Genomic DNA, 21,584 nt, shown 5'->3' with positions numbered 1-21,584 from the left:
CACCGGGATGGAAGTGATGTGGGCTCACAGGCCGAAACGGCCGAGCCACGGGATGAGCGAGTCGAGCGTGGGCGCTTCGATCTCGGGCGCCTGCGCACCCGCGACGAGCGGCAGGCCGACATGGTTGTGCCAGTATGTACGCAAGCCGACGGCGGCGGTGCCGAACATGTCGTAGCTGGAGCCGGCCACGAACGCGGCTTCGTGGGCCTGAACGCCGAGTTTCGCGAGCGCGAGCCGGTACGGTTGCGGGTCCGGCTTGTAGACACCGGTTTCTTCGGCGGTCACGATTGCGTCCCAGCGGCTCGGGAACAGGTTGGCTGCCCGAGTGCCGAGGCGGGTAGAGCAATTGGTGACGACCGCGAGCTTGCAGTGCGGCTCGAGTGCGCGCAGCGCGTCGAGTGCGCCTTGCCAGGGCGTCAGGTTGAGCCAGCTTGCCTCGAGCGCATGCGCGGCGCCGTCGTGCAGGCCGACTTGCGCGGCGGCTTCGCGCACCAGTTGCTCATATGCGACGTAGCGGCCGCAGCCATAAGTCAGACGCAAATAGGCGGCTCGCCATGCGCGGCCCGCCTGTTCGGAGCCCGCCGCGTGATTCCATGAAGTCCACGAGTCGAGCAGCGCGGTGAGAAGGTCGAAGAGGACTGCTTTGGGGTAGGCGGCGGGCATCATGATCGAACCGGCGGTGAACGGTGAGTCGATTATAAAGTTTCGTCGGTGGTCGGGCGTTTAGATGAAGTAATTCATAGATTCAGTGAAACTGAATTGACCGCATGGCTTGCTGGGACTACCGCCGCCACGGCGGCAGCGGCCTGAATCGACTCTGCAAGTACTGCATGAAATGACGTGTACGCGCCGGCAGCCCCGCACGCTGATGGGTGAGCGCGATCACATTCGCGTCCGGCGCTTTCCAGCCCGGCAGCAAACGCACGAGCTTTCCTTTCGCGATATCGTCGGCGACGTCCCATTCGGAACGCAGGATCACACCGCGTCCTTGGCAGGCCCACTCGCGGATCACGTCTCCGTCGTTGCAACTCAGGTGCGCGGACACGCGCACGCTGCGGCGCATACGGCCCTTGCTGAACTGCCACAGCGACACGTCTTCGTTATTTTCGCGCAGCAGGATGCACGGCAGCCTGCTCAACTCGTCCGGCGATTGCGGCGCACCCAGCCGCTTGAGCAGCGCGGGCGCTGCGCAGACGAAGCGTGCATTCGGCGCGATCATATGGCCGACCAGATTCGAAATCCGCAACTCGCCGATGTGCACGACGATGTCGAAACGATCCGGCGTGTCGGTCAAAGGCCGGTCGGAGAGCGTGAGCGCGACATCGATATCCGGATTCTGTTGCTGGAACTCGCCGATCACGGGCGCGAGATGGCGCCGCCCGAATCCCAGCGGTGCATTGATTTTCAGCGTACCGACGAGACCGCCGCGGCGCATCTGCAAGTCGTCGAACAACGCGTCGAACTGTTCGACGAGTTCGGCGCCGCGTTCGCACAGTAGCGAGCCTTCTTCCGTGAATTGCAGGCGGCGCGCACTGCGGTTCACCAGCTGCGCGCCCAGCTTCTTTTCGAGTTGCTGGAGGCGCTGCGTGACAGCCGACGGCGACAGTCCCAGTTTGCGCGCCGCGGCGATCAGGCTGCCGCTTTCGCGGAGGGTGAGCAGGAAGCGGATATCGGCCGAATCGTTCATGTCAGCAATGGAAGAGTGCCCAAGTCTGGCAGCATAATGCGTTTGGCTGCGCCGATCCATTAGCGTCGACTATGCATGCAGGCGAACGCGGCACGGCCTCGCAAGGTAAAGTGATGTTTCCGTCACGAAGCGGACAGGCCGACCCTCAAGTACGAGGCGCCATGAAGCGCCGCGGGCAGTGTCCGCTTTCCATCGAATCGTTGTCGCTTTCAGAAGAGAAGTCCCATGCCGTTGTCACAAGGGCCGTCGAACAGTCCGTCGAACGCCGCTAACGAACCGGTTTCCCGATTGAACGATGTCGTGCAGAAAAGTGTACTGAAACAGGCGGTATTTCTGCACACGGGCTGGCGCAGCGCGGGCACGTGGGTCTGGTCCCGTCTGCGAGAGCTCGACGCGGCAACCGGCTTTTATGAACCGCTCAGCAACGTGCTGGCCGAACTGAGCCTCGCCGAGGTGGCCGCTTCCCGTCCCACGCTGACCTCGGGGCATCCGCCGCTCGCCGCGCCGTACTTCGACGAGTACCGCCCGTTTCTTCTGGACAGCGCGCGCGGCGTGGTCGGCTATCGCAAACGTTTCAGCATCGATCGATTCGCGAGCGCGCCGGATGCGGAGTTCCCTGATTTACAGGCCTATTTGCGCAATCTGTGCGAACGGACCGTCGGACAGGGCAGCGTGCCGGTCTTCAAGTTTTGCCGCTCGTCGGGCCGGCTGCCCTGGTTGAAGCAGGCCTTTCCGGAAACGATGCACGTGGGCGTGCTGCGCAATCCCGCGTCGCAATTCGCATCGGGATGGCTGCTCAGTCAGCAATGGAGCAATCCGTTTTTCGTGGCCGCGCCGTTTCGTGTACTCGGTCTGAATCAGTCGGACCCGCTGGTCAGGCAGGCGATCGACGTTTGCGGCGCGAGCTTGCCGCCCGTAGGATCGATGCCGGATGACGCCTATGCGATGGCATGTGAGCAATACGCGCGCACGGCGGAAGGAAATAACGCCTATCGGGCGTTCGTCGCGTTGTGGATTCTCTGCGCGTTGCGAATGGTCGAAGGTGTCGATCTGCTGATCGATATCGACCGGCTCGGCCAGTCGCGCGACTATGCGGCCGGATTGCGCGCAGCGTTCGAGGCGCAGAGCGGGTTGTCGCCCGACTTCGGCAGCGCCCGCGATCTGGTCGAAGAAACGCGGCGCAGCGCGGCGCGTATGGCGGGGATCGACGGGCGCGCGATGCGCACGGTGCATTCCGCCGCGCTGAAGTTCCTGAAAGCGCAGGGCGGCGTCGATGCCGCATTGGTCGACGTGGTGCGCGAGAAGATGGTGCTGGCCAACGAACTGACCGAACAATGGCGCTAACGGCGCAGCACACACGGCGTGGCGTTGCGTACGTGAAAAGAATCTTCGCGCAACACCGGGCACTCGCCGTGATCTAGGCTGCCGCCGACACGGCCGCGCGTAGCCCAAGCAGATAACTGTCGACGCCAAAGCCGCAAATCTGCCCTTTGACGATCTCCGCGAACACCGACTGATGCCGGAACGCTTCGCGCGCGTGAATGTTCGACATGTGGATTTCGACCACCGGCACCACCAGAATGGCGAGCGCGTCGCGAATCCCGTAGCTGTAGTGCGTCCATGCGCCGGCGTTGATGAGCACGCCGTCGACGTTGTCGGTGAACGCCTGGTGAATGCGCTCGCACATGGCGGCTTCGCTGTTGGTCTGGAAGCTTTGCACGTGAACGCCCAGTTCCGTGCCCAACGTCTGCAGCTTGCTGTCGATTTCAGCGAGCGTGATGGTGCCGTATTGCGCCGGATCACGCTTGCCGAACATGTTGTGGTTGATGCCATGCAGCATCACGAACGTTTTCATCTGGGATCCTGAAGAATGAGTTTGCCGGCGCGGCGCGGCGCGCGCCGCACGGATTTAACGAGCCGACGCGACGGCAGGCGTGGTGTCCACGACCGAGCCCGCGTTCGCGGCTTCGGCGATGGCCTCGGTAATGCGCAGATTCTGCAAGCCATCCCGGGCGCTTACGAGCGGCTCCGTTTCGCGGCGAATCACGCGTTCGAAATGTGCCAGTTGCAGCTTGAGCGGATCGTCGCGCGTCATGGCGGCGACGCTCACCTCGAACGGCTTCCACCACGACCGGTCCTCGGCTTTGCCGTACGTTTTCAGGCGCATGGTCGGCACGGACAACGAACCGAACGTTCCCGCGATCACATAGCAGTCTTCGTCCGGATACGACGGGTAGGCCTTGTTTTCCTGCGAAGTCTGTTCCCAGCTGCGCGCGCTCGCTGCGGTGTCCGACAGCATGAAGCTGCCGAGCGCGCCGCTCGCGAAACGCAGGTTGATCGCGACGGTGTCTTCGACCGGAAAGCCGCGCGTCGCATGCGATGAAAAAGCCTGCACGGCGACGATGTCGCCGCACAGCATGCGCAGGTTGTGCACCTCGTGAATCATGTTCAGCAGAATCGGGCCGCCGCCCGGCTCGCGCCGCCATTCGGCGTCGGAGAAGTACTGGTCGGGTTTGAAAAACACCGCGCTGCCCATCACCGCGACCAGTTTGCCGAGGCGGCCTTCGTCGATCAGTTGCCGCGCGCGCGCCATGATCGGACTATGCGCGCGGTGATGGCCGATCAGCAATGGCACACCGCTGCGTTCGACTTCGCCGACCAGCATCTCCGCTTCATCGACGGTCGGCGCGATCGGCTTTTCGAGCAGCGTCGGCACGCCGGCCGCGAGGCAGGCCAACGCATGCTCCACATGCAACTGGTTCGGCGTGGCGAGAATCACACCGTCCGGACGGTCCCGTTCGATCAGTTCGTCGAGCGTGCGGTAGAGCGGCACGCCGGCCTGGGCCGCGATTGGCCCGGCCGCCGGCGAAGGGTCGACGATCGCCGACAGCGTGCACGTGCCGCTCTGTTGTGCGACGGCCATATGCGCGCGGCCGATATAGCCCGCGCCAGCCACGGCGATCCGCGTCCTGTTCATGAATCGGGTCCTGTGCGGTTGCGATCGGATGCGTGAGCGTCTGGGCTCACGCGACGGCTTTTTTTGCGTCGGCCATGGTCTGCGCGCGCAGCGTTTCATAGCTGTGCTTGTCGATCGGCACCGCGCCGGGTTCGCCGAGATCGCTCAGCTTGACGCGGAAGTTCTCGCGCGCACTCCATGCCGTGACCGCCGCGATGACCGTGATGCCGAACGTGATCGCGCCGATGGTGAGCGGGATGTTGTGCGATCCGGGCGGCGCGACGTAGGCGAACAGGGCCGGCAGAAGTGCGGTGATCGTCGTGCCGATGTTCTGGCCGATCGCCATCGCGGACACGCGCGAGCGGGTCGGGAACAGTTCCGGATAAAAGCTCGGGAAGATCGCGTTATAGCCTTGATAGATGATGCCCCACATGAGGACCGACATGACCATGGCGAGCGGCACGTTGCGGATGCTGATCGCGTAGAGATACGCGAACGAGAGCAGGCCCGCGCCGAGCGCCCCGACGATGATCGGCAGGCGCCGCCCGATGCGGTCCGACAGATTGCCCACATACGGAATCACCAGCACCGCGACTATGTTGCCGACCACCGGAATCCACAGATAGACGCTCTTGGAGAAGCCGATACCGTAAGACTGCTGCACCGCATACGCTGCGCCGAAGATCGTGGCGACGACGGGAATCACGTTCATCAGCGAGCAGCCGACCACGCGCAGCATGTCGCCCCAGTTGTAGCGGAAGGCTTCGACGATCGGCGACCTCGGCACGTTGCCGCTCGCGTCTTCCTTGGCGAAGGCGGGCGTTTCCTCCACCTCGCGGCGAATGTAGTAGCCGGCGATCAGCACCAGCGCGCTGAGCAGGAACGGAATCCGCCAGCCCCACGAGTTGAACGAACTGTCATCCATGAAGTAGGCGAGCGGCAGGAACACGGCGGCGGCGAGAATCTGGCCCGCCTGCACGCCCTGCAGCGTGAAACTCGCGTAGTAGCCGCGTCGCCCGAATGGCGCGTGTTCGAGAATCATGGAGCTTGCGCCCGAGATTTCACCGGCGACGGCAAAGCCCTGAATCAGCCGGAGAACCACCAGAAGCGTCGGCGCGAGCATACCGACGTGATGGTAGGTGGGCAGGAGGCCGACCGCCATCGTCGAGAAGCCCATCAGGAACATGCACACGAGCAGCACGTTCTTGCGGCCGTGGGTGTCGCCCCAATGCCCGAGCACGACCGCACCGATCGGCCGCGCGACGTAACCAACCCCATAGGTTGCGAGCGAGGCGACGATCGCGATCTTCGGGTTGCCGGATGGAAAGAACAGCTGAGGGAAGATGAGGGCGGCCGCCTGAGCGTAGATAAAGAAATCGTAGTACTCGAGCGCCGAGCCGATCCAGCCGCTGGCGGTTGCTTTGCGAGCCTGCGAGCCATGCCCGTGGGTGCTCGCTGATGCGTTCGTTTGCATATCGTCTCCTGAACAGAAATGTTTTTGTCAGCTTCTATGGCTGACTCATTGGCGCGCCGAAATCGAAACTATGCAAGCCAGGACTTTCCTGGACGGCTGGCCGGCGGTTCGTTGCCAGTCGTTGTTGCGCCGCGGTACAGGGTTAACCAGTGCCTGGGTGTACGGAACATCGCGCCCGGCCTGCCCTGGCTTGCCCGATCAATCCGTTGAGGCTAGGGTAATGTGCTTCTGCACCGACACAATGCGACCAGATGAAAAATCAGAATGCGCTCACAGCCAGCAATGAGTCCTTTCTGCGTGATCTTCAGCTGTTCTGCAACATCGCGCGGCGAGGCAGCTTCGTCGCGGCGTCGACGGAGATGGGCTTGTCGCCCTCGCATGTGAGCAAACGGATCGCGATGCTGGAGGCCAGTCTCGGCGTGAAGCTGTTTCTGCGCACCACGCGGCGCGTCAGCGTGACAAGCGATGGCGAAGCCGCTTTGCAGTGGGCGCAGAAGATACTCGATGACGTGCAGGGTATGGCCGATGCGTTCGCCGATCGTCGTACCGAGTTGAGCGGGCTGCTGCGTATCAGCACGAGTCTGCGGCTCGGCCGCAAACATGTGTCGCCGATTCTCGCGATGCTGCGCGAGCGTCATCCGAATCTGGAGATCTGGCTGGAGTTGCTGGACCGGCGCGCCGATCTGGTCGGCGAGAATTTCGACATCGACGTTCGCGTCGGGGAAGTGCAGGAACCACATCTGATTGCACACAAGATGGTGCAGAGCGCGCGGATTCTTTGTGCGTCGCCCGCATATCTCGAGCGGCGCGGCACACCGGCCGATCTGGGCGAACTGACGCAACACGACTGCCTGCTGTTTCGCGGCCGCGATGATCGCTTCGGCGTCTGGCGCCTGGCCGGACCGGATGGCGAAAAGAGCGTGAAGGTGACGGGCACGGTCGCGTCGAATCTCAGCGATATCGTCGTGCAATGGGCCAAGGACGGCTACGGCGTGGTGATGGTGTCGATCTGGGATGTGGCCGAAAGTCTGCGCGCCGGCGAACTGGTGCGCGTGCTGCCGGACTACCAGCAGCCCGCCGACGTGTGGGCGGTGACGGCGGAGCGGCTGTCGTCGTCGGCGAAGATTCAGGTGTGCATCGAATTCCTCAGGGAGCAGTTGACGTGCGGACCGTATGCGCTCGTCACGCGGGGTGTGGGCGGGTTTTGACGCTCTGCGCGTCGCGGGCCGTCCGCGTTTGCGTATCGCTTCGCTGCCGCGCGTGCGGCTCCATGACAGTTGCGGCGCCAAAAACAATACAGTGAGGCGCGGTTCTATCGCGCTGTATCGGGAATATGATCGGCGCCGTCGATACAGTTGGCGGGTCTTCATGAAGCCAGCGCGGCGGGCGGCCCGCCGCTTTCATACGCTGTGCGACGCAGCCCGATATTTCTTGCTCACGGCCCGAGGGCGAAGCGCCGTGGCCTATCCCGAACACGAGGTCAGAACATGAATGTAGCGAACAAAGAAGCGCAACTGTCGGTGCGGCAACTGGGTCATTACATCGGCGGTGCGCCGGTCGAGCCGACGAGCGGCCGCTTCAAGGACGTGTTCAATCCCGCGACAGGCAAGGTGAGCGGTTCGGTCGCGCTGGCTTCGGTCGAAGAAGTGGACGCGGCCGTCAAAGCTGCGAAGGGCGCGTTTGCCGCGTGGAGCGAAACGGCGCCGCTCAAGCGCGCCCGCATCCTGTTCAAATTCAAGGAACTGCTGAATCAGCATCACGACGAACTCGCGATGCTGATCACGCGCGAACACGGCAAGGTGTTCACGGACGCGCAAGGCGAAGTGGTGCGCGGCATCGAAGTGGTCGAGTTCGCGTGCGGAATCCCGAACCTGTTGAAGACCGACTTCACCGACCAGATCGGCGGTGGCATCGACAACTGGAATCTGCGCCAGCCGCTCGGTGTGGTCGCGGGCATTACGCCGTTCAATTTCCCGGTGATGGTGCCGATGTGGATGTTCCCGATCGCGCTCGCATGCGGCAACACGTTCGTGCTGAAGCCGTCGGAGCGCGATCCGTCGGCGTCGCTGCGGATCGCCGAATTGCTGAAGGAAGCAGGGCTGCCGGACGGCGTATTCAATGTGGTGAACGGCGACAAGGTGGCCGTCGATGCATTGATCGAACACCCGGATGTCGCGGCGCTGTCATTCGTGGGCTCCACGCCGATCGCCGAATACATTCACACGGAAGCGTCGAAGCACGGCAAGCGCGTGCAGGCGCTGGGCGGCGCGAAAAATCACCTCGTGGTGATGCCGGACGCCGATCTCGATCAGGCGGTCGATGCGCTGATCGGCGCCGCGTATGGGTCGGCGGGCGAGCGTTGCATGGCGATCTCGGTCGCGGTAGCAGTGGGCAATGTCGCCGACCGGTTGATCGACAAGCTGGTGCCGCGCGTCAAATCGCTCGTCATCAAGAATGGCGAGCACCTCGACGCCGAGATGGGACCGTTGGTGACCGCCGAACATAAAGCCAAGGTGGCCGGCTATATCGCCTCGGGCGAGGCGGAAGGCGCGAAGCTGATCGTCGACGGTCGCGCGCATCCGGTGGCGGCGGAGGAAGGCTTCTTCATCGGCGGCACGTTGTTCGACAACGTCGGCACGCAGATGAAGATCTACAAGGAAGAGATCTTCGGCCCGGTGCTGGCGGTCGTGCGAGTGCCCGATTTCGCGAGCGCCGTCGAGTTGATCAACGCGCATGAGTTCGGCAACGGCGTGTCGCTCTTCACCTCGGATGGCGGCGTTGCCCGGGCGTTCGGCCGGCAGATTCAGGTGGGCATGGTCGGCATCAACGTGCCGATTCCGGTGCCGATGGCGTGGCACTCGTTCGGCGGCTGGAAGCGTTCGCTATTCGGCGATCACCATGCGTATGGCGAAGAGGGTGTGCGCTTCTATACGCGCTACAAGAGCATCATGCAGCGCTGGCCGGACAGCATTGCGAAGGGCGCGGAATTCACGATGCCGGTCGCAAAGTAAGCTGCCGCGCGGCGCCAGTACGGGCGGTAAAGACAAAGCCGCGCCTGATCGATCCAGGTGCGGCTTTTTTGCATTGCATCGAATCGGCGGGGGCGTCTAAACGCCCGACGAAGCATCTTCCTCGGCTTCGCTGACGGCGGCGTTTTGCACCGCGGCGACGGGACCGACGTAAGACGTTGCCGAAGTCGCAACCGGACGCGGGTCGTCGATGCTGTAGCGCAACCGTCGCCCTTCGACATATACGCGCAACTGCCGGTACTTCACGAGATAAAGCAGGCCGACGAGCGCCGCAGCGAAGCCCGAAGCGGCGCCCACGCCGAGCGCCCAGCGCGGGCCGAAACGATCAGCGACCCAGCCCACCACCGGTGCGCCGAGCGGCGTGCCCCCGAGCGCGATCGCCAGCAGGATCGCGATCACGCGGCCACGCATCGCGGGCTCCGTGGTGAGCTGCACGAGACTGTTGGTGGAAGTGGTGAAGGTTTGCGTCGATACGCCGATCACGACGAGCGCCATGCCGAATAGCACGTAGTTCGGCATCAGCGCGGCCACCGTGCAGCCCACGCCGAAAATCGCGCCCGCGCCGAGCAGCAGCGCCATCCGGGGGCGCGCGCGGCGCGCGGCGAGCAGTGCGCCGGTGACCGAGCCGATCGCCATTGTCGAGCTCAGCGCGCCGTATTGACTGGCGCCCGCGTGAAAGGCCGTGACCGACATCGTGGAGATGAAAATCGGGAAGTTCAGTCCGAACGTGCCGATCAGGAACAGCATCAGCAAGGCCGCTTTCAGATCGGGACGCGTCCACACATACTTGAAGCCTTCGACGAAACTGCCGCGCGAGCGCACGGCGCGTGGCTTCAGGTGCAACTCGTGCAGGCGCAGCATGCGCAGCGAACCGAGCACCGCGACGAAAGACAGCGCGTTGATCAGGAACACCCAGCCGGTGCCCACCGACGCGATCAGCAGCCCCGCCACAGCGGGCCCGATCATGCGCGCCGCGTTGAACGAGGTGGAGTTGAGGCCGACCGCATTCGCCAGATCGCTTTCGCCGACCAGATCCGATACGAAGGTTTGACGCGCCGGAGAATCGAACGCGGTGACGCAGCCGAGCAGCCCCGCGAAAACATAGACGTGCCAGAGTTGCACGAGCCCGGTGATCGTGAGAAGACCGAGCGCCAGTGCCAGCGAGCCCATCGCCGCCTGGGTGGCGAACAGCAGCTTGCGGCGGTCGAAATGATCGGCCGCATAGCCGGTGAGGGGCAGCAACAGCATTTGTGGCCCGAATTGCAAGGACATGACGATACCCACGGAAGTCGCATTGTGATGCGTGAGTTCCGTGAGTACGAGCCAGTCTTGCGCCGTGCGTTGCATCCACGTACCGACGTTCGAGACGATCGCGCCACTCGCCCAGACCCGGTAGTTGAAATTTCGCAGCGAACGGAAAGTGCCTGTCACAGCATGATTCCCGTCTGAACGGTGAACCATGCTGTGTGCAGCCGCGAGCGCGCGCTCAGGTGCATGATCATGCGCGCGTGCTGTCGAGCAGGGCGAGGACCTCCTGCGTCGTGCCGGTTTCGCCCAGACGCGGGAAGATGCGCGTGATGCTGTTAGTGTGCGCATCCGCGTTCATGTCGGTCATCGCGTCGACGACGAGCGTGACGTTCAGGCCGAGTTCGCTCGCGTAGCGCGCGGTGGATTCGACGCCAATGCTGGTTGCAATACCCACCAGCACCACTTGCGTCACACCTTCCTTGCGCAGATAGGCTTCGAGGTCCGTGTTCGTGAACGCGCCCCAGGTCCGCTTGGTCACCAGATGATCCGACGGCTGCGGGTTCAGTTCGGGCACGAGCTCCGTGAATCCGGCGGGGAAGTCGCCGGTGCGGGTGCCCTGGTCGGTGCGGCCCGGCGCGCCGGCCGCGACGTTGACGAGCACCACGGGCAGGCCGTGGCGGCGAAACGCGTCGAGGACGGCGACCGAGCGTTGGACGATTTCGCTCGCCGGGTGAACGACGGGCAGTGCGACGATGCCGCGCTGCAAATCGATCACGATCAGCGCAGTCTTTGCATCGAGGGCGGTGAGTGCCATGGTGTGCTCCAGGGAGGACAAGTCGTTACGAGTCGATCAGGCGTTTGAGTAAGTCGACGCCGATAGCGAGTTGTTGCTGCTCGGCCGGCGAGAAGTGGGTCTGAATGGTGCGAAACAGCCAGTCTTCGCGTGCGGCCCGGGCGGCCTTGATTTTCTTGCGAAAGGCCGGAGTCAGGGAGAGAACCGTCTGCCGGCCGTCATTCGGATCGGGTGCGCCGTTGACGAATCCCGCGGCTTTCAGCGCCGAAAGTGTTTCGCCCATCGATTGCGGGCGCATGCCTTGCGCCCGTGCGAGCGCCGTGACCGTAGCCGGACCTTCGCGCTCCAGCAGAGCGAGAACCTGCATCTGCGAAGGCGTGAAGTCGCCTACATTGGACTCTTCGCGCAGACGGCGGCGCAGCTTCATACCCGCCACGCGCAGGTCTTCAGCCAACGCGTGCAGCGCTTCGGGGGTAGGCGAAGAGGTATTTCTGCTCACGCGATGACAGCCAGATGTGAAGGTTGCCTGAGAAGGTTACCTTCGTATCTCGTTCGAGTCAAGCCGGGACACCGTGGCGAACGGCGGCCATGCAGGTGACGCGATGTATGCCGCGCCCGGAAGTTCAGGGAGCGCGCAAGCGCCGATGGACCACACGCCATACCGTACCGCCGATCAGCATAGCGCCGCCGAGCGCAATGCCCAGCAGGACGATTGCGCTCATATGATCGCGCACCATCGGCACGTTGCCGAACAGGAAGCCGGCCGTCATCAGCGAGACGACCCATAGGACCGCGCCGGCGCTCACGAGCCACACGAAACGCGAGAACGTCATGCGCGAGACGCCGGCGACGAACGGCGCGAACGTGCGCACCACGGCGATGAACGGCGACAGCAGAAAGGTCAGGCCTCCGCGTGCTTCGCTGAAATCGTGCGCTTTACGCAGCGCGCGCTTGTTGAGCCAGCGATAGTCGGCGGTATAGACCTTGTGGCCGACCGCGCGTCCGATCGCGTAGCCCACGATGCTGCCGCCCACCGTCGCCACGAACAGCACGGGCGCCACGATCCAGGCATTAAGCGCGCCCGTGGCCGCGAGCGCGCCGCAGATGAAAATCAGCGGATCGCCCGGCAGGAAAAACAGCGGCAGGAAACCGTATTCGACGAACACGACGACAAACAGCAGCACATATGCGCCGTTGCCGAACTGCGTGATCAGTGCGCCCAGGTGCTGGTCGAGATGCAGCGCGACCTGCAACACATTCAGGAGATCCATCTTGGGCCGAAGCGGAGTCAGATGTCAGGAGTGTAGTCCCGCAGTAGCGCGAGCACTTGTGTATTTGTCTGTTGAGATGTCAATATCGGGCGAAATTTTTGGTTCGGAACGCCATGCAGCCTGCACCTACTGTCACTTTCCGTTTTGCCGCGCCGCGCGAGGCGAGCGTGATTCGTGAGATCGAATTCGAAGCAGGCCAGCGCTTCGTCAGTGTCGGCATGGCCGGGATTGCCGATGCGCCGCCGATGGCGCTGGAACTCGTCGAGCGCAAGATCGCCGCGAGCGAGATCATCGTCGCGGTCGACGCCGATGCAACGTGCGCCGGCTTCGTGATGTTCGAGCCGCAGCCCGCGCGTATCTATGTCCAGGAACTCGACGTGCTCACCGCGTATGCCGGGCGGCGCATCGGTGCTTCGCTCATCGAGCAGGTCGCGCAACTCGCGCGCACTCGGCAATTGCCACAACTCGTTCTGTCGACGTATCGTGAGGTGCCGTGGAATGCGCCGTATTATCGGCGACTGGGGTTTTGCGACATCGAGCAAGCCGAGCTCGATGCGGCGTTGATCGCGCGACGCGACGCGCATATCGTGCGAGGACTCGACGAATCGAAGCGCGTGTTCATGCGGCGTGATCTGGGATGACGTCTGGGGTGTGGGCGTGTGCTGTCGCGTTGATTCAGCGCGCGCGCGCCGTGGCGAACATGGTGAAGGGGCAACGCGCAAGAAGGCGCGGCGGGCGATGAGCCGAATATTGTTCGCTCATCACCCGCCGCACGGATTCGACAGCGACCCGCGATTCACACGCGGCCGCTTATTCCACCGTTTCCAGCGCCGGATAATCCACGTAGCCGGTTTCGCCGCGCGCATAGTAGGTGGCCGGATTCGGCTTGTTCAACGGCGCACCGGTCGCGAACCGGCGCACCAGATCCGGATTGGCGATGAACAGTTGACCCCATGCCACCGCGTCCGCTTCGCCCGCGTCGAGCACCTGCTGTGCGGTCTCTTTGGTGAACTTCTCGTTCGCAATGTACGGGCCGCCGAATGCCTTCTTCAACTGCGGGCCGAGGCGGTCGTCGCCGAGCGATTCGCGGGCGGCAATGAACGCGATCTTGCGCTTGCCGAGTTCGCGGGCCACATAACCGAAGGTGCCGGACGGGTCGGAATCGCCCATTGCGTGCGAGTCGCGGCGCGGTGCGAGATGCACGCCGACGCGGTTCGCGCCCCACACGTCGATACACGCGTCGGTCACGTCGAGCAGCAGACGCGCACGGTTTTCGATCGGGCCGCCATAGGCATCGGTACGCTTGTTGGTGCTGTCCTGCAGGAACTGGTCGAGCAGGTAGCCGTTCGCGCCATGCACTTCGACGCCGTCGAAACCCGCCGCCTTCGCGTTTTCCGCGCCCTGGCGGAACGCTTCGACCACGCCGGCGATTTCATCGAGTTCCAGCGCGCGCGGTGTCACGTACGGACGTTCCGGACGCACCAGGCTCACATGGCCTTTTGCCGCGATCGCGCTCGGCGCAACCGGCAATTCGCCGTTCAGGAACAGCGGGTCCGAAATGCGGCCCACATGCCACAGTTGCAGGAAGATCTTGCCGCCAGCCGCGTGCACTGCGTTCGTGACGAGCTTCCAGCCTTCAACCTGTTCCTGCGACCAGATGCCCGGCGTTTCCGCATAGCCGACGCCCTGCGGCGTGACCGAAGTGGCTTCGCTGATGATCAGGCCGGCCGTTGCACGCTCGGCGTAGTAGCGTGCCATCAGCGCGTTCGGCACGCGGACTTCTTCGGCGCGTTGACGCGTCAGCGGGGCCATGATGATGCGGTTCGACAACGTGATGTCGCCAATTTGCAGCGGATCGAAAAGAGTCGGCATAAGAGTTCACCTTTGGCGGCGGGCGCGGCCCGAGCCTGAAAAAACTGCGTGATGAAGGTAGCGCGGCGATGCGAGCGAAGCGTTCAGAGCCGGGAGTTCATATGATCGAGGAACGCCTGGATGACGGGCTCGTTGCGCTTGAAAAAGACCCATTGACCGACCCGTTTCGACGTGACGAGCCCCGCGCGCTGCAAGGCCGCGAGGTGCGCCGACACGGTGGACTGCGACAGGCCGCAGCGCGCGTCGATCTTGCCCGCGCATACGCCGTGATCGAGCGGCAACTCCTGATCGGCGAAATGCGCGTGCGGCTCCCGCAGCCAGCCGAGAATCTCCCGGCGGACCGGGTTGGCAAGCGCTTTGTGGATCGCGTCGATATCGGGTTTCATCTGGGTTCGTTCAAGCTATTCGACAACAGGCAGCCGGGACGCCGGAAGGCGTCGACGCATCTGCATCGCTACATGGCGAAGTATATATCGTAATCTTGCGATATGTTTGAAAGCACTACTGGCGATGGGGCGATCGCGTTATCGACATACAAAAAAGCACGCCCGACCCGCTTGCGACGCCTACGCATCGGACCGCAACGGCCGCAACGGCCGCAGATCGCCCTAAAGCGCCAAAAATGGAAGGCGTACTCACAGCGGTGCTCGCATGGCTGGTATTCCGCGAAAACGTCGCTGTTCAAATATTTCTCGGCATGGTCTCGATCGTTGCATGGGACTAAACCCGGACGGATGACGACCGCCTCACTTCATTCCCCAGCGGCCTTTCGCAACAGGGCGCCCCACGACACTTCCTTGCGCCGAAAGAGGCCGTGGGCCGGTCTGCGACGATCACTGCGCTACAATCGCGCTATGTCAGTGTGCTTGGCGTAACGGTCATGGCATTGTCGCCGGTCAGCAGTCAGTTCGCCGACGCGCAGCCCAATCGGGCAGCGCCGCCTTTTTCGACGGACGACTCGGGCCGTCGGTCAGAAAAAGGAATAAACGCGATGGCTAATCAGGTGATTTTCAGCGGCGCGCCGTCGCAGGCCTGCAATCTTCCAGCGCTCCTGAAGGGGGGCGTTGTCATGGCAATGATTGCCGGTGTACATCTCTGCACGTCGAACGCTTTCCCGTTTCAGTGGAATGTGCTGCTTGCACAAGCCGGCGCGGTTTTGATCGGTGTCGGTTTGCCGTTCGTCAAGACCGCGTTCACCCGAATCGTCATCGATACCGCACGGATTTCCTGGACGCAGGGCATTTTGCATCGCCGTGTGTCGACTCTCGAACTTTCGCGGATTCAGTGCATCACCTCGATCCACCCATGGTGGCAACGTCTGTTCGGCACCGGTACGATCATCCTGATGACCAACGACGCTGCTCATCCCGTGAGGCGTTTGCCGGCCATCAGCAACGCGGTTCAGCTCTGCAAAAAACTTGAGGATGCGATAGCCCTGCATCAGGAACGGCTTGTTCCCGCGTACACGAATGATCCGAACGCACCGGATTACTCTCAGGCGCATGGTATGTGAACCGTGCGACGTCAGTTCGCACATGTCAGATCATTGCTGACTGCATTTCGGGCCGCAGATGGCGATGCCCGAGTCCCGCCTAGGTGCGATCGACGTGGTCGATCGGGCCGTCCGGCCGACCGAAATTGTGCCGATCCATGTTCTCTAGATGGCAAGATAAGCGCGTTTTGCAAAAGCCAACTCAGGCAGACGAGACCTTGGCTGCGCCACCGCGATCCCACTAAGCTCAGAATCGCTCGGCGACGTATTTGAACGGATAGTCCGGTTCCTTATAGCCGTCGGATTTCTGCCTTTTCGGTAGCGTCACTTTCTTGCGCGGCATCGCCGTATATGGAATCCTGCTCAGTACATCGCTGATGATGTTCAGTCGCACGCGCCGCTTGTCGTTCGAATTCGCCACGTGCCACGCGGCGATACCGGTGTCCGTCGCTTCGAACATCGCGTCGCGCGCACGCGAGTAGTCATACCATCGGCTATACGATTTCAAATCCATATCCGTGAGCTTCCAGACCTTACGCCCGTCGTGGATGCGGGCTTCGAGACGGCGGGTCTGTTCCTCGGGGCTGACCTCCAGCCAGTATTTGAGGAGAATCACCCCGGACTCGACGATCGCCCGCTCGACCAGCGGCAGCGCCTTGAGGAAGGCCACGGCGTCCGCGTCGGTGCAGAAGCCCATCACCCGCTCGACGCCCGCGCGGTTGTACCAGCTACGGTCGAAGATCACGACTTCCCCTGCGGCCGGCAAGTGCGGCAGATAGCGCTGCACGTACATCTGGCTCTTTTCCCGGTCGGTCGGCGCGGGGAGCGCGACGACGCGAAACACGCGCGGACTCACGCGCTCGGTGAGCGCCTTGATGGTGCCGCCCTTGCCCGCGCCATCACGCCCTTCGAAAACAATGCAGACTTTGCTGCCCGTTTGCACCACCCATTCCTGAAGCTTGACGAGTTCGACATGCAGATCGAACAACGCCTTGCGGTACTCCTTGTATGAGAGTGCCTTGCCCTCGACGGACGGGTCTCCTTTCGCCTGGGTCTTCGCCATCGCCCTGTCTCCGCGCGTATATGAGCTGAGTCATTAGCCAACGATCCTTTTGCAATGTAGTGCGCGGCGCGCGGGAAGACCATACGACCTTGGTCCAATATCGGCGCCGGATCGCGAGCCGTATGCTGCATGATGTTTAATGGCATCGGCGCGTTCGGCCAGGTGGTGAGAACGATCACACGCTAACCGCGGCGGGAGATCTCATGGGCTTTACCGGTCTAATGGATCAGCAGGACATCGGCGCTCGCGAGCCGATTCTGGATACCGTCGATCGGGTATCGGAACTGTGTTTTGGTCTCTTCATGGCGCTCACGTTTGTCGGGGCCGTGTCGGCCGCGACGGCGGGCGAAGGCGCCGGGCGCAAAATGTTCTATACGGCACTCGGCTGCAACCTCGCGTGGGGTCTGGCGGACGCGGTGATGTTTCTCGTGCGCACGCTGACGAATCGCGGCCGCCGTCTGACCCTCGCGTTGAACATCAAACACGAGCAGGACGCGGCCACGGGCGTTCGTGCGCTTCGCAAGGCATTACCGGCATGGATCACACCGCTGATCGCCGATACGGAACTGGAGCCGATCCGGGCGCGCATCGCCACGATCCCCGATTGGCCGGGCCGTCCGCGCTTTTTGCGCGATGACGTCGTCGGCGCGGTGGGCATCTTCGTGATCGTCGTTTTATCGACTTTCCCGGTGGCATTGCCGTTCCTGCTGTTCGCGGACGTCTCGACGGCGTTGATCGTTTCGCGCGCGCTGACGATTGCCATGCTGTTCGGCAGCGGGATGGCGCTGGGCTACCACGCCGGGTTCGGCGGATGGAGAGCGGGGCTGGCGATGGCGGCGCTCGGCGTCGTGCTGACCATGGCGATCATTGCGCTGGGCGGTTGATGACGGGCGGCGATTGTGGATAGCGCATTCACGAAGCAAGGGGCGACATGGGTGCCGTCGGGCGATCGGTCTGTCCAACGCTCACGCGGCGCCTCCAGGGGGGGCCCGTAAGACCAAGGTCCGATTTCCCAATTGCCGCGCCGTGACATCATGTAAGCGAAGGCGTTGCTGTCGCGGTCCTCGGTCATCGAAGGCAATGGCGGCTCGATATGTCCGGCGCAATCCGGACGTCTGCGCTGTGTGGACAGAAGTGTGAAGCCGGGTGAGAGCTTCACGGGTGTCGTCGCGCACCCGCCGCATTGCGCGTGGAGGGACCGGCAAGCCGGGCTGCACGGCAGCCACCTGCTGGATTGCGATAGAGCAAGGGACCGAAGCGGCCAGACACGGCGGCCGGCGATTCGCACTGTAACCACAACGGAGCTCGATAATGAACAGACGGAACTTTGTGCAAACGATCGCGATTTCAGGCGCTGCCGCGAGTTTGGCCTTGACGGGTTGCACCACGACATCGGGTGGTGGCAAGAGTCCCGAGACTGCCGCGTCGAAGCGGCAGGAGATCGATGCAGCTGTGAACGGCACGTTGTCGCGGCTGGGCACGCAGGTCCAGGGTTCGCATGAGCTCATGGCGAAGGCCCAGGGGATTCTGGTTTTTCCGGCCGTGAAAAAAGCGGCCTTTATCGTGGGCGGCTCGCACGGCGATGGTGCCTTGCGCGTCGGTGGCGCGACCGTCGGTTACTACAGTACGACCGCCGCTTCATTTGGATTTCAGGCCGGCGTTCAGTCGACCGCGATCATCTTCCTCTTCATGACGAAGGACGCGCTGGACAAGTTCCGCAACTCGAACGGCTGGTCGGCCGGCGCCGACGCGGGTGTTTCGGTTGCGAAAGTCGGCGCCAACGGTTCACTGGACACGTCGTCCGTGAATTCGCAGGTCGTGGCGCTGGTATTGACCAACACCGGTCTGATGGCGGATCTGTCGCTCTCCGGAACGAAGGTGAACCGGCTCGACCTGTAAGCGGGTAAACATGGGCGACCGTTGCGCCACGCTGAATCAACCGGCGTAACCGACGGCGGCGCCGTTGCGTCGCGAACCCGTCAGCGCGCGCGACGGAATGCGATACGACCGGCGCAAAGCGTCGTGGTGGATCACGTCGTTGGGCGAGAGCCGGACAACGGGGCGTAACCGTGCGCAAGGCCGTCGACTCTCCCCGTGGCGCCGCAGAGCGCGCGCACGTATCTGACCGCCGATGAACGGGCCCGCGACAGCCGGCTCCTCGCGACACGGTGCCACGCGTGTCGCAGGCCGGATGGCTGGCGCCCGCGGATCGTCAAGATCCGGGTGCACTGGCTCATCAAGTCCAATGAGGGCCGCATGCCGGCGTTGATAGCGATCCGCTTCGCGCGCATGTCGGCGTCGTCTGCGTTCGCGTTCTATCGCGCGTTCGTGGGCGCGATCCCAGGATGGGCGAATCGAAGCCGTGGCCAACGAATGATTGCCTTCGGCGATGCCGTTTCATCGTTCTCCGGATCGTCGTCCTTCCCGCGCATAAGTCCGGCGTCGCCCCGACCGGGCCGGCCGCGGTCATCTCTATCCGGCGAGCCAGCGCCATGGCTCGTCATTCGTGACGCGGTTCAGGCTATGTCTTCGTCGTTACCGGCGTTCGTATTCATTCGAAGTCACTACTGAATTCGCACGAGCATCTCCGCGAATTATAGTGCCGGATCGGGATGCATTTTAAAAAACGGCTACATCGCGATAAGAGCCACATCGAATACGCGGAACAAAAATTAAATATTTTCTAAATATGTCGGTTTTTGGCGGACGGGTTAACCACGAGTGGATCGTGTCGTTATAAATCTCGGCATGCTATTTGTACCGAAAAATATCATGGAAAACCGGGCAAGCGCGCTTGATACTATCGAAACCCGTGGCGAAAATCGTTTCGCCCGAGAGCTCGCGCGGAAGGTTTGTCACGCGCCAAATCCCGGCTGCAGTGCGTCCAGCGAGCCGCCACCGCGGATAAATGCCGGTTGCATATTAAAAAAAGACGCCCCTAGTCAAGTTGTCAGAACCTCTGAAAAAGCGTATGGATAATTAACCGGGTATGAAATCAGCTATGCCATTATTCCGACGACAACTAATGTATGTCAGAAAGTACCAGACACCGTAGCCTACAGTGGGCACGTGAATTTGGAAAAATTGCATCTTTTTCTCATGAAATCGCCGCTTGATGATCCTATACTGTTTCAAAGTTACTGGTGTACGACGTGATCGGCCACGGAATCAGCGTAAGCGCTGTAATCCGGCAGACCAGGCGTTGCGGTGGTGTTGACTGACTCCATACATGCACTTGGCACTGGTGACGGAGATTCCAATGATCAACCTGATCGTGCATGGCAAGGATCTGATGCAAGGCGTGGTTGGATTTGCGATGACCCTCTATGTGCAACCGCGCCGTCCTTCCCCATGCTCCCATCGGGCTGCAGGCGCCTTCATTCTCAACACCAGTTCGACTCACGAGCGGGGCGATCCGCGTTTGGGAACGCCTGAAGCCGAATCGGCCGCTTTCATTCGCGACGCTGCGAATCGGTTCAGGCTGCCCGTAGCAGCGAACGAGCGTGAGCTTGCCCGTTCCAGGTCGGGATGGCGAAGCTACGCGGGCGCATGCGTGTCGTGGCTGCGCGCAGGTGGGCGGCTCAGACGCGAGATGCTGGACCAGCAAATTACGTGGCGCGACGCGCTCGCCATGTTGCCGGTCCCGATCCTCACGGTCGACCCGCAGAATCGGATCGCTTTTGCAAACGCGAGCACGATCGAACTGTTCGGCTACACGAGAGAACAATTGGTCGGTGCATCGACCGAGATGCTATTTCCGATCCGCGGCCTGCGCGATTGCCAGTCCACGGGCGCGGACGATGACGTTGCAAACAGCACCGGTAACGGGAAAACCACCCAGATGCGCTTCGCGCGGCGCAGCGACGGTGAAGGTTTTCACGTCGAAACCAATACGACGAAATACGGCGCAGGCAATGAGCAAGTGCGGATCATCGCGATATCGAGTCGCAATGCATGCCGCGAAGTCGATCGAAACCGCAAGGAGCTGATGCATCTGGCGCGCGTCGCTTCGTTGGGAGAACTGGCGAGTTCTCTTGCCCACGAGCTGAACCAGCCGCTTACCGCCATCCTGAGCAACGCACAGGCCGCGCAGAAATTCATCGAATCGGATAAGGCCAATACGGCTGACCTGCGTGAGGCGGTGGACGACATCGTCCTGGATAGCTGTCGCGCGAGCGAAGTGATCAAGAAGATCCGCACGATGGTGCGAAAAGGCGACATGGAGTTGCAACCGGTGGACGTGGGCGGTGTGGTGCGCGACATCGCGCTGCTTGTACACAGCGATGCGATGGCGCGCGAGGTCAGCACGACATTCGACATTGCCGAGAATCTGTCGATGGTGCTCGGCGACAAGGTTCAATTGCAGCAGGTCGTACTGAATCTGCTGCTGAACGCCTTCGACGCGGTGAAGGAATGCGACCCGAAAGACCGCCTGATCGAAACGACGGTGCGCGAAGAATCCGGCACAGGCGTGCGCATTACGGTGAAAGACCGGGGTCAGGGTTTGACCGCCGACAAGATGAGCAAAATATTCAGGCCATTTTTCACGACCAAACCTCAAGGACTCGGACTGGGTCTGTCTATCAGCCGCACGATCGTGACGGCGCACGGAGGCCGGTTATGGGCGGAGAACAACGAGGGCAAGGGAGCATCCTTTCACATAGCGCTGCCGCGGGGCGCGGACCTGCGATAGGGCCGC

20 protein-coding genes are annotated in these 21,584 nt (G+C 62.5%); 8 read left to right on the top strand and 12 right to left on the bottom strand.

Annotated features, from left to right (window positions below):
• Positions 1-24: 24 nt before the first annotated feature.
• A complete protein-coding gene (locus tag HV770_RS11720; protein WP_175159736.1) occupies positions 25-666 on the bottom strand; it encodes an HAD family hydrolase in 642 nt (213 codons plus the stop codon).
• 115 nt (positions 667-781) lie between these two features.
• Positions 782-1,687, bottom strand: coding sequence for a LysR family transcriptional regulator (locus HV770_RS11715; protein ID WP_175159734.1), 906 nt, complete (start codon positions 1,685-1,687; stop codon positions 782-784).
• 225 nt (positions 1,688-1,912) lie between these two features.
• Between HV770_RS11715 and HV770_RS11710 the strand changes: the two genes are divergently transcribed.
• Positions 1,913-3,031 carry a hypothetical protein gene (locus tag HV770_RS11710; protein WP_246290864.1) on the top strand — a complete coding sequence of 373 codons (1,119 nt, stop codon included), beginning with the start codon at positions 1,913-1,915 and terminating at the stop codon, positions 3,029-3,031.
• Positions 3,032-3,104: 73 nt separating this feature from the next.
• Here the strand turns inward: HV770_RS11710 and aroQ are convergent, their stop codons facing one another.
• The 3 genes from aroQ to HV770_RS11695 are packed head-to-tail and all read right to left on the bottom strand — an operon-like array spanning position 3,105 to position 6,117.
• Positions 3,105-3,542, bottom strand: a complete 438-nt coding sequence (aroQ, locus tag HV770_RS11705; RefSeq protein ID WP_175159732.1) for a type II 3-dehydroquinate dehydratase — start codon at positions 3,540-3,542, stop codon at positions 3,105-3,107.
• A 54-nt stretch (positions 3,543-3,596) separates the two neighbouring features.
• Positions 3,597-4,664, bottom strand: coding sequence for a Gfo/Idh/MocA family protein (locus HV770_RS11700; protein ID WP_175159729.1), 1,068 nt, complete (start codon positions 4,662-4,664; stop codon positions 3,597-3,599).
• 46 nt (positions 4,665-4,710) lie between these two features.
• Positions 4,711-6,117: an MFS transporter gene (locus HV770_RS11695; RefSeq protein WP_175159727.1), complete on the bottom strand. Its 1,407-nt coding sequence runs from the start codon at positions 6,115-6,117 to the stop codon at positions 4,711-4,713.
• Positions 6,118-6,368: 251 nt separating this feature from the next.
• Here HV770_RS11695 and HV770_RS11690 point away from each other — a divergent pair, with 251 nt between their 5' ends.
• On the top strand, positions 6,369-7,325 hold the full coding sequence (locus HV770_RS11690) for a LysR family transcriptional regulator (RefSeq protein ID WP_175159725.1): 957 nt from the start codon (positions 6,369-6,371) through the stop codon (positions 7,323-7,325).
• A gap of 279 nt (positions 7,326-7,604) precedes the next feature.
• Positions 7,605-9,128, top strand: coding sequence for a CoA-acylating methylmalonate-semialdehyde dehydrogenase (locus tag HV770_RS11685; RefSeq protein ID WP_175159723.1), 1,524 nt, complete (start codon positions 7,605-7,607; stop codon positions 9,126-9,128).
• Between the two features lie 96 nt (positions 9,129-9,224).
• Here HV770_RS11685 and HV770_RS11680 read toward each other — a convergent pair whose 3' ends face one another.
• From HV770_RS11680 to HV770_RS11665, 4 genes are all read right to left on the bottom strand, one after another.
• Positions 9,225-10,577 (bottom strand): MFS transporter, encoded by a 1,353-nt coding sequence (locus HV770_RS11680; RefSeq protein WP_175159721.1) that lies wholly within the window; start codon positions 10,575-10,577, stop codon positions 9,225-9,227.
• 67 nt (positions 10,578-10,644) lie between these two features.
• Positions 10,645-11,208, bottom strand: a complete 564-nt coding sequence (locus HV770_RS11675) for an isochorismatase family protein (protein ID WP_175159719.1) — start codon at positions 11,206-11,208, stop codon at positions 10,645-10,647.
• A 25-nt stretch (positions 11,209-11,233) separates the two neighbouring features.
• Complete coding sequence (locus HV770_RS11670; RefSeq protein WP_425497406.1) at positions 11,234-11,614, bottom strand: MarR family winged helix-turn-helix transcriptional regulator; 381 nt, start codon at positions 11,612-11,614, stop codon at positions 11,234-11,236.
• A 196-nt stretch (positions 11,615-11,810) separates the two neighbouring features.
• Positions 11,811-12,458 carry a VTT domain-containing protein gene (locus HV770_RS11665; RefSeq protein ID WP_175159715.1) on the bottom strand — a complete coding sequence of 216 codons (648 nt, stop codon included), beginning with the start codon at positions 12,456-12,458 and terminating at the stop codon, positions 11,811-11,813.
• A 113-nt stretch (positions 12,459-12,571) separates the two neighbouring features.
• Between HV770_RS11665 and HV770_RS11660 the strand changes: the two genes are divergently transcribed.
• Positions 12,572-13,099 (top strand): GNAT family N-acetyltransferase, encoded by a 528-nt coding sequence (locus HV770_RS11660; protein ID WP_175159713.1) that lies wholly within the window; start codon positions 12,572-12,574, stop codon positions 13,097-13,099.
• Between the two features lie 169 nt (positions 13,100-13,268).
• Here HV770_RS11660 and HV770_RS11655 read toward each other — a convergent pair whose 3' ends face one another.
• On the bottom strand, positions 13,269-14,330 hold the full coding sequence (locus tag HV770_RS11655; RefSeq protein WP_175159711.1) for an alkene reductase: 1,062 nt from the start codon (positions 14,328-14,330) through the stop codon (positions 13,269-13,271).
• An 83-nt stretch (positions 14,331-14,413) separates the two neighbouring features.
• Positions 14,414-14,716 carry an ArsR/SmtB family transcription factor gene (locus tag HV770_RS11650; RefSeq protein ID WP_121321401.1) on the bottom strand — a complete coding sequence of 101 codons (303 nt, stop codon included), beginning with the start codon at positions 14,714-14,716 and terminating at the stop codon, positions 14,414-14,416.
• Positions 14,717-15,210: 494 nt separating this feature from the next.
• On the opposite strand from HV770_RS11650, the gene HV770_RS11645 reads away from it, so the two are divergent.
• Positions 15,211-15,843, top strand: a complete 633-nt coding sequence (locus HV770_RS11645) for a PH domain-containing protein (RefSeq protein WP_175159709.1) — start codon at positions 15,211-15,213, stop codon at positions 15,841-15,843.
• A 226-nt stretch (positions 15,844-16,069) separates the two neighbouring features.
• Here HV770_RS11645 and ppk2 read toward each other — a convergent pair whose 3' ends face one another.
• Positions 16,070-16,885: a polyphosphate kinase 2 gene (gene ppk2, locus HV770_RS11640; RefSeq protein ID WP_175159707.1), complete on the bottom strand. Its 816-nt coding sequence runs from the start codon at positions 16,883-16,885 to the stop codon at positions 16,070-16,072.
• 203 nt (positions 16,886-17,088) lie between these two features.
• Here ppk2 and HV770_RS11635 point away from each other — a divergent pair, with 203 nt between their 5' ends.
• From HV770_RS11635 to HV770_RS11625, 3 genes are all read left to right on the top strand, one after another.
• On the top strand, positions 17,089-17,769 hold the full coding sequence (locus tag HV770_RS11635) for a VIT1/CCC1 transporter family protein (protein ID WP_175159705.1): 681 nt from the start codon (positions 17,089-17,091) through the stop codon (positions 17,767-17,769).
• Between the two features lie 427 nt (positions 17,770-18,196).
• Complete coding sequence (locus HV770_RS11630; RefSeq protein WP_175159703.1) at positions 18,197-18,784, top strand: BPSL1445 family SYLF domain-containing lipoprotein; 588 nt, start codon at positions 18,197-18,199, stop codon at positions 18,782-18,784.
• A gap of 1,360 nt (positions 18,785-20,144) precedes the next feature.
• Positions 20,145-21,578, top strand: coding sequence for a sensor histidine kinase (locus HV770_RS11625; RefSeq protein WP_175159701.1), 1,434 nt, complete (start codon positions 20,145-20,147; stop codon positions 21,576-21,578).
• Positions 21,579-21,584: the final 6 nt, after the last annotated feature.

This window comes from Paraburkholderia fynbosensis (assembly GCF_902859935.1).
In the GTDB taxonomy this organism is placed as follows: Bacteria; Pseudomonadota; Gammaproteobacteria; order Burkholderiales; family Burkholderiaceae; genus Paraburkholderia; species Paraburkholderia fynbosensis.
Note: the sequence above shows the minus strand (reverse complement) of the source record. Positions and strands in the feature narration are given on the sequence as shown.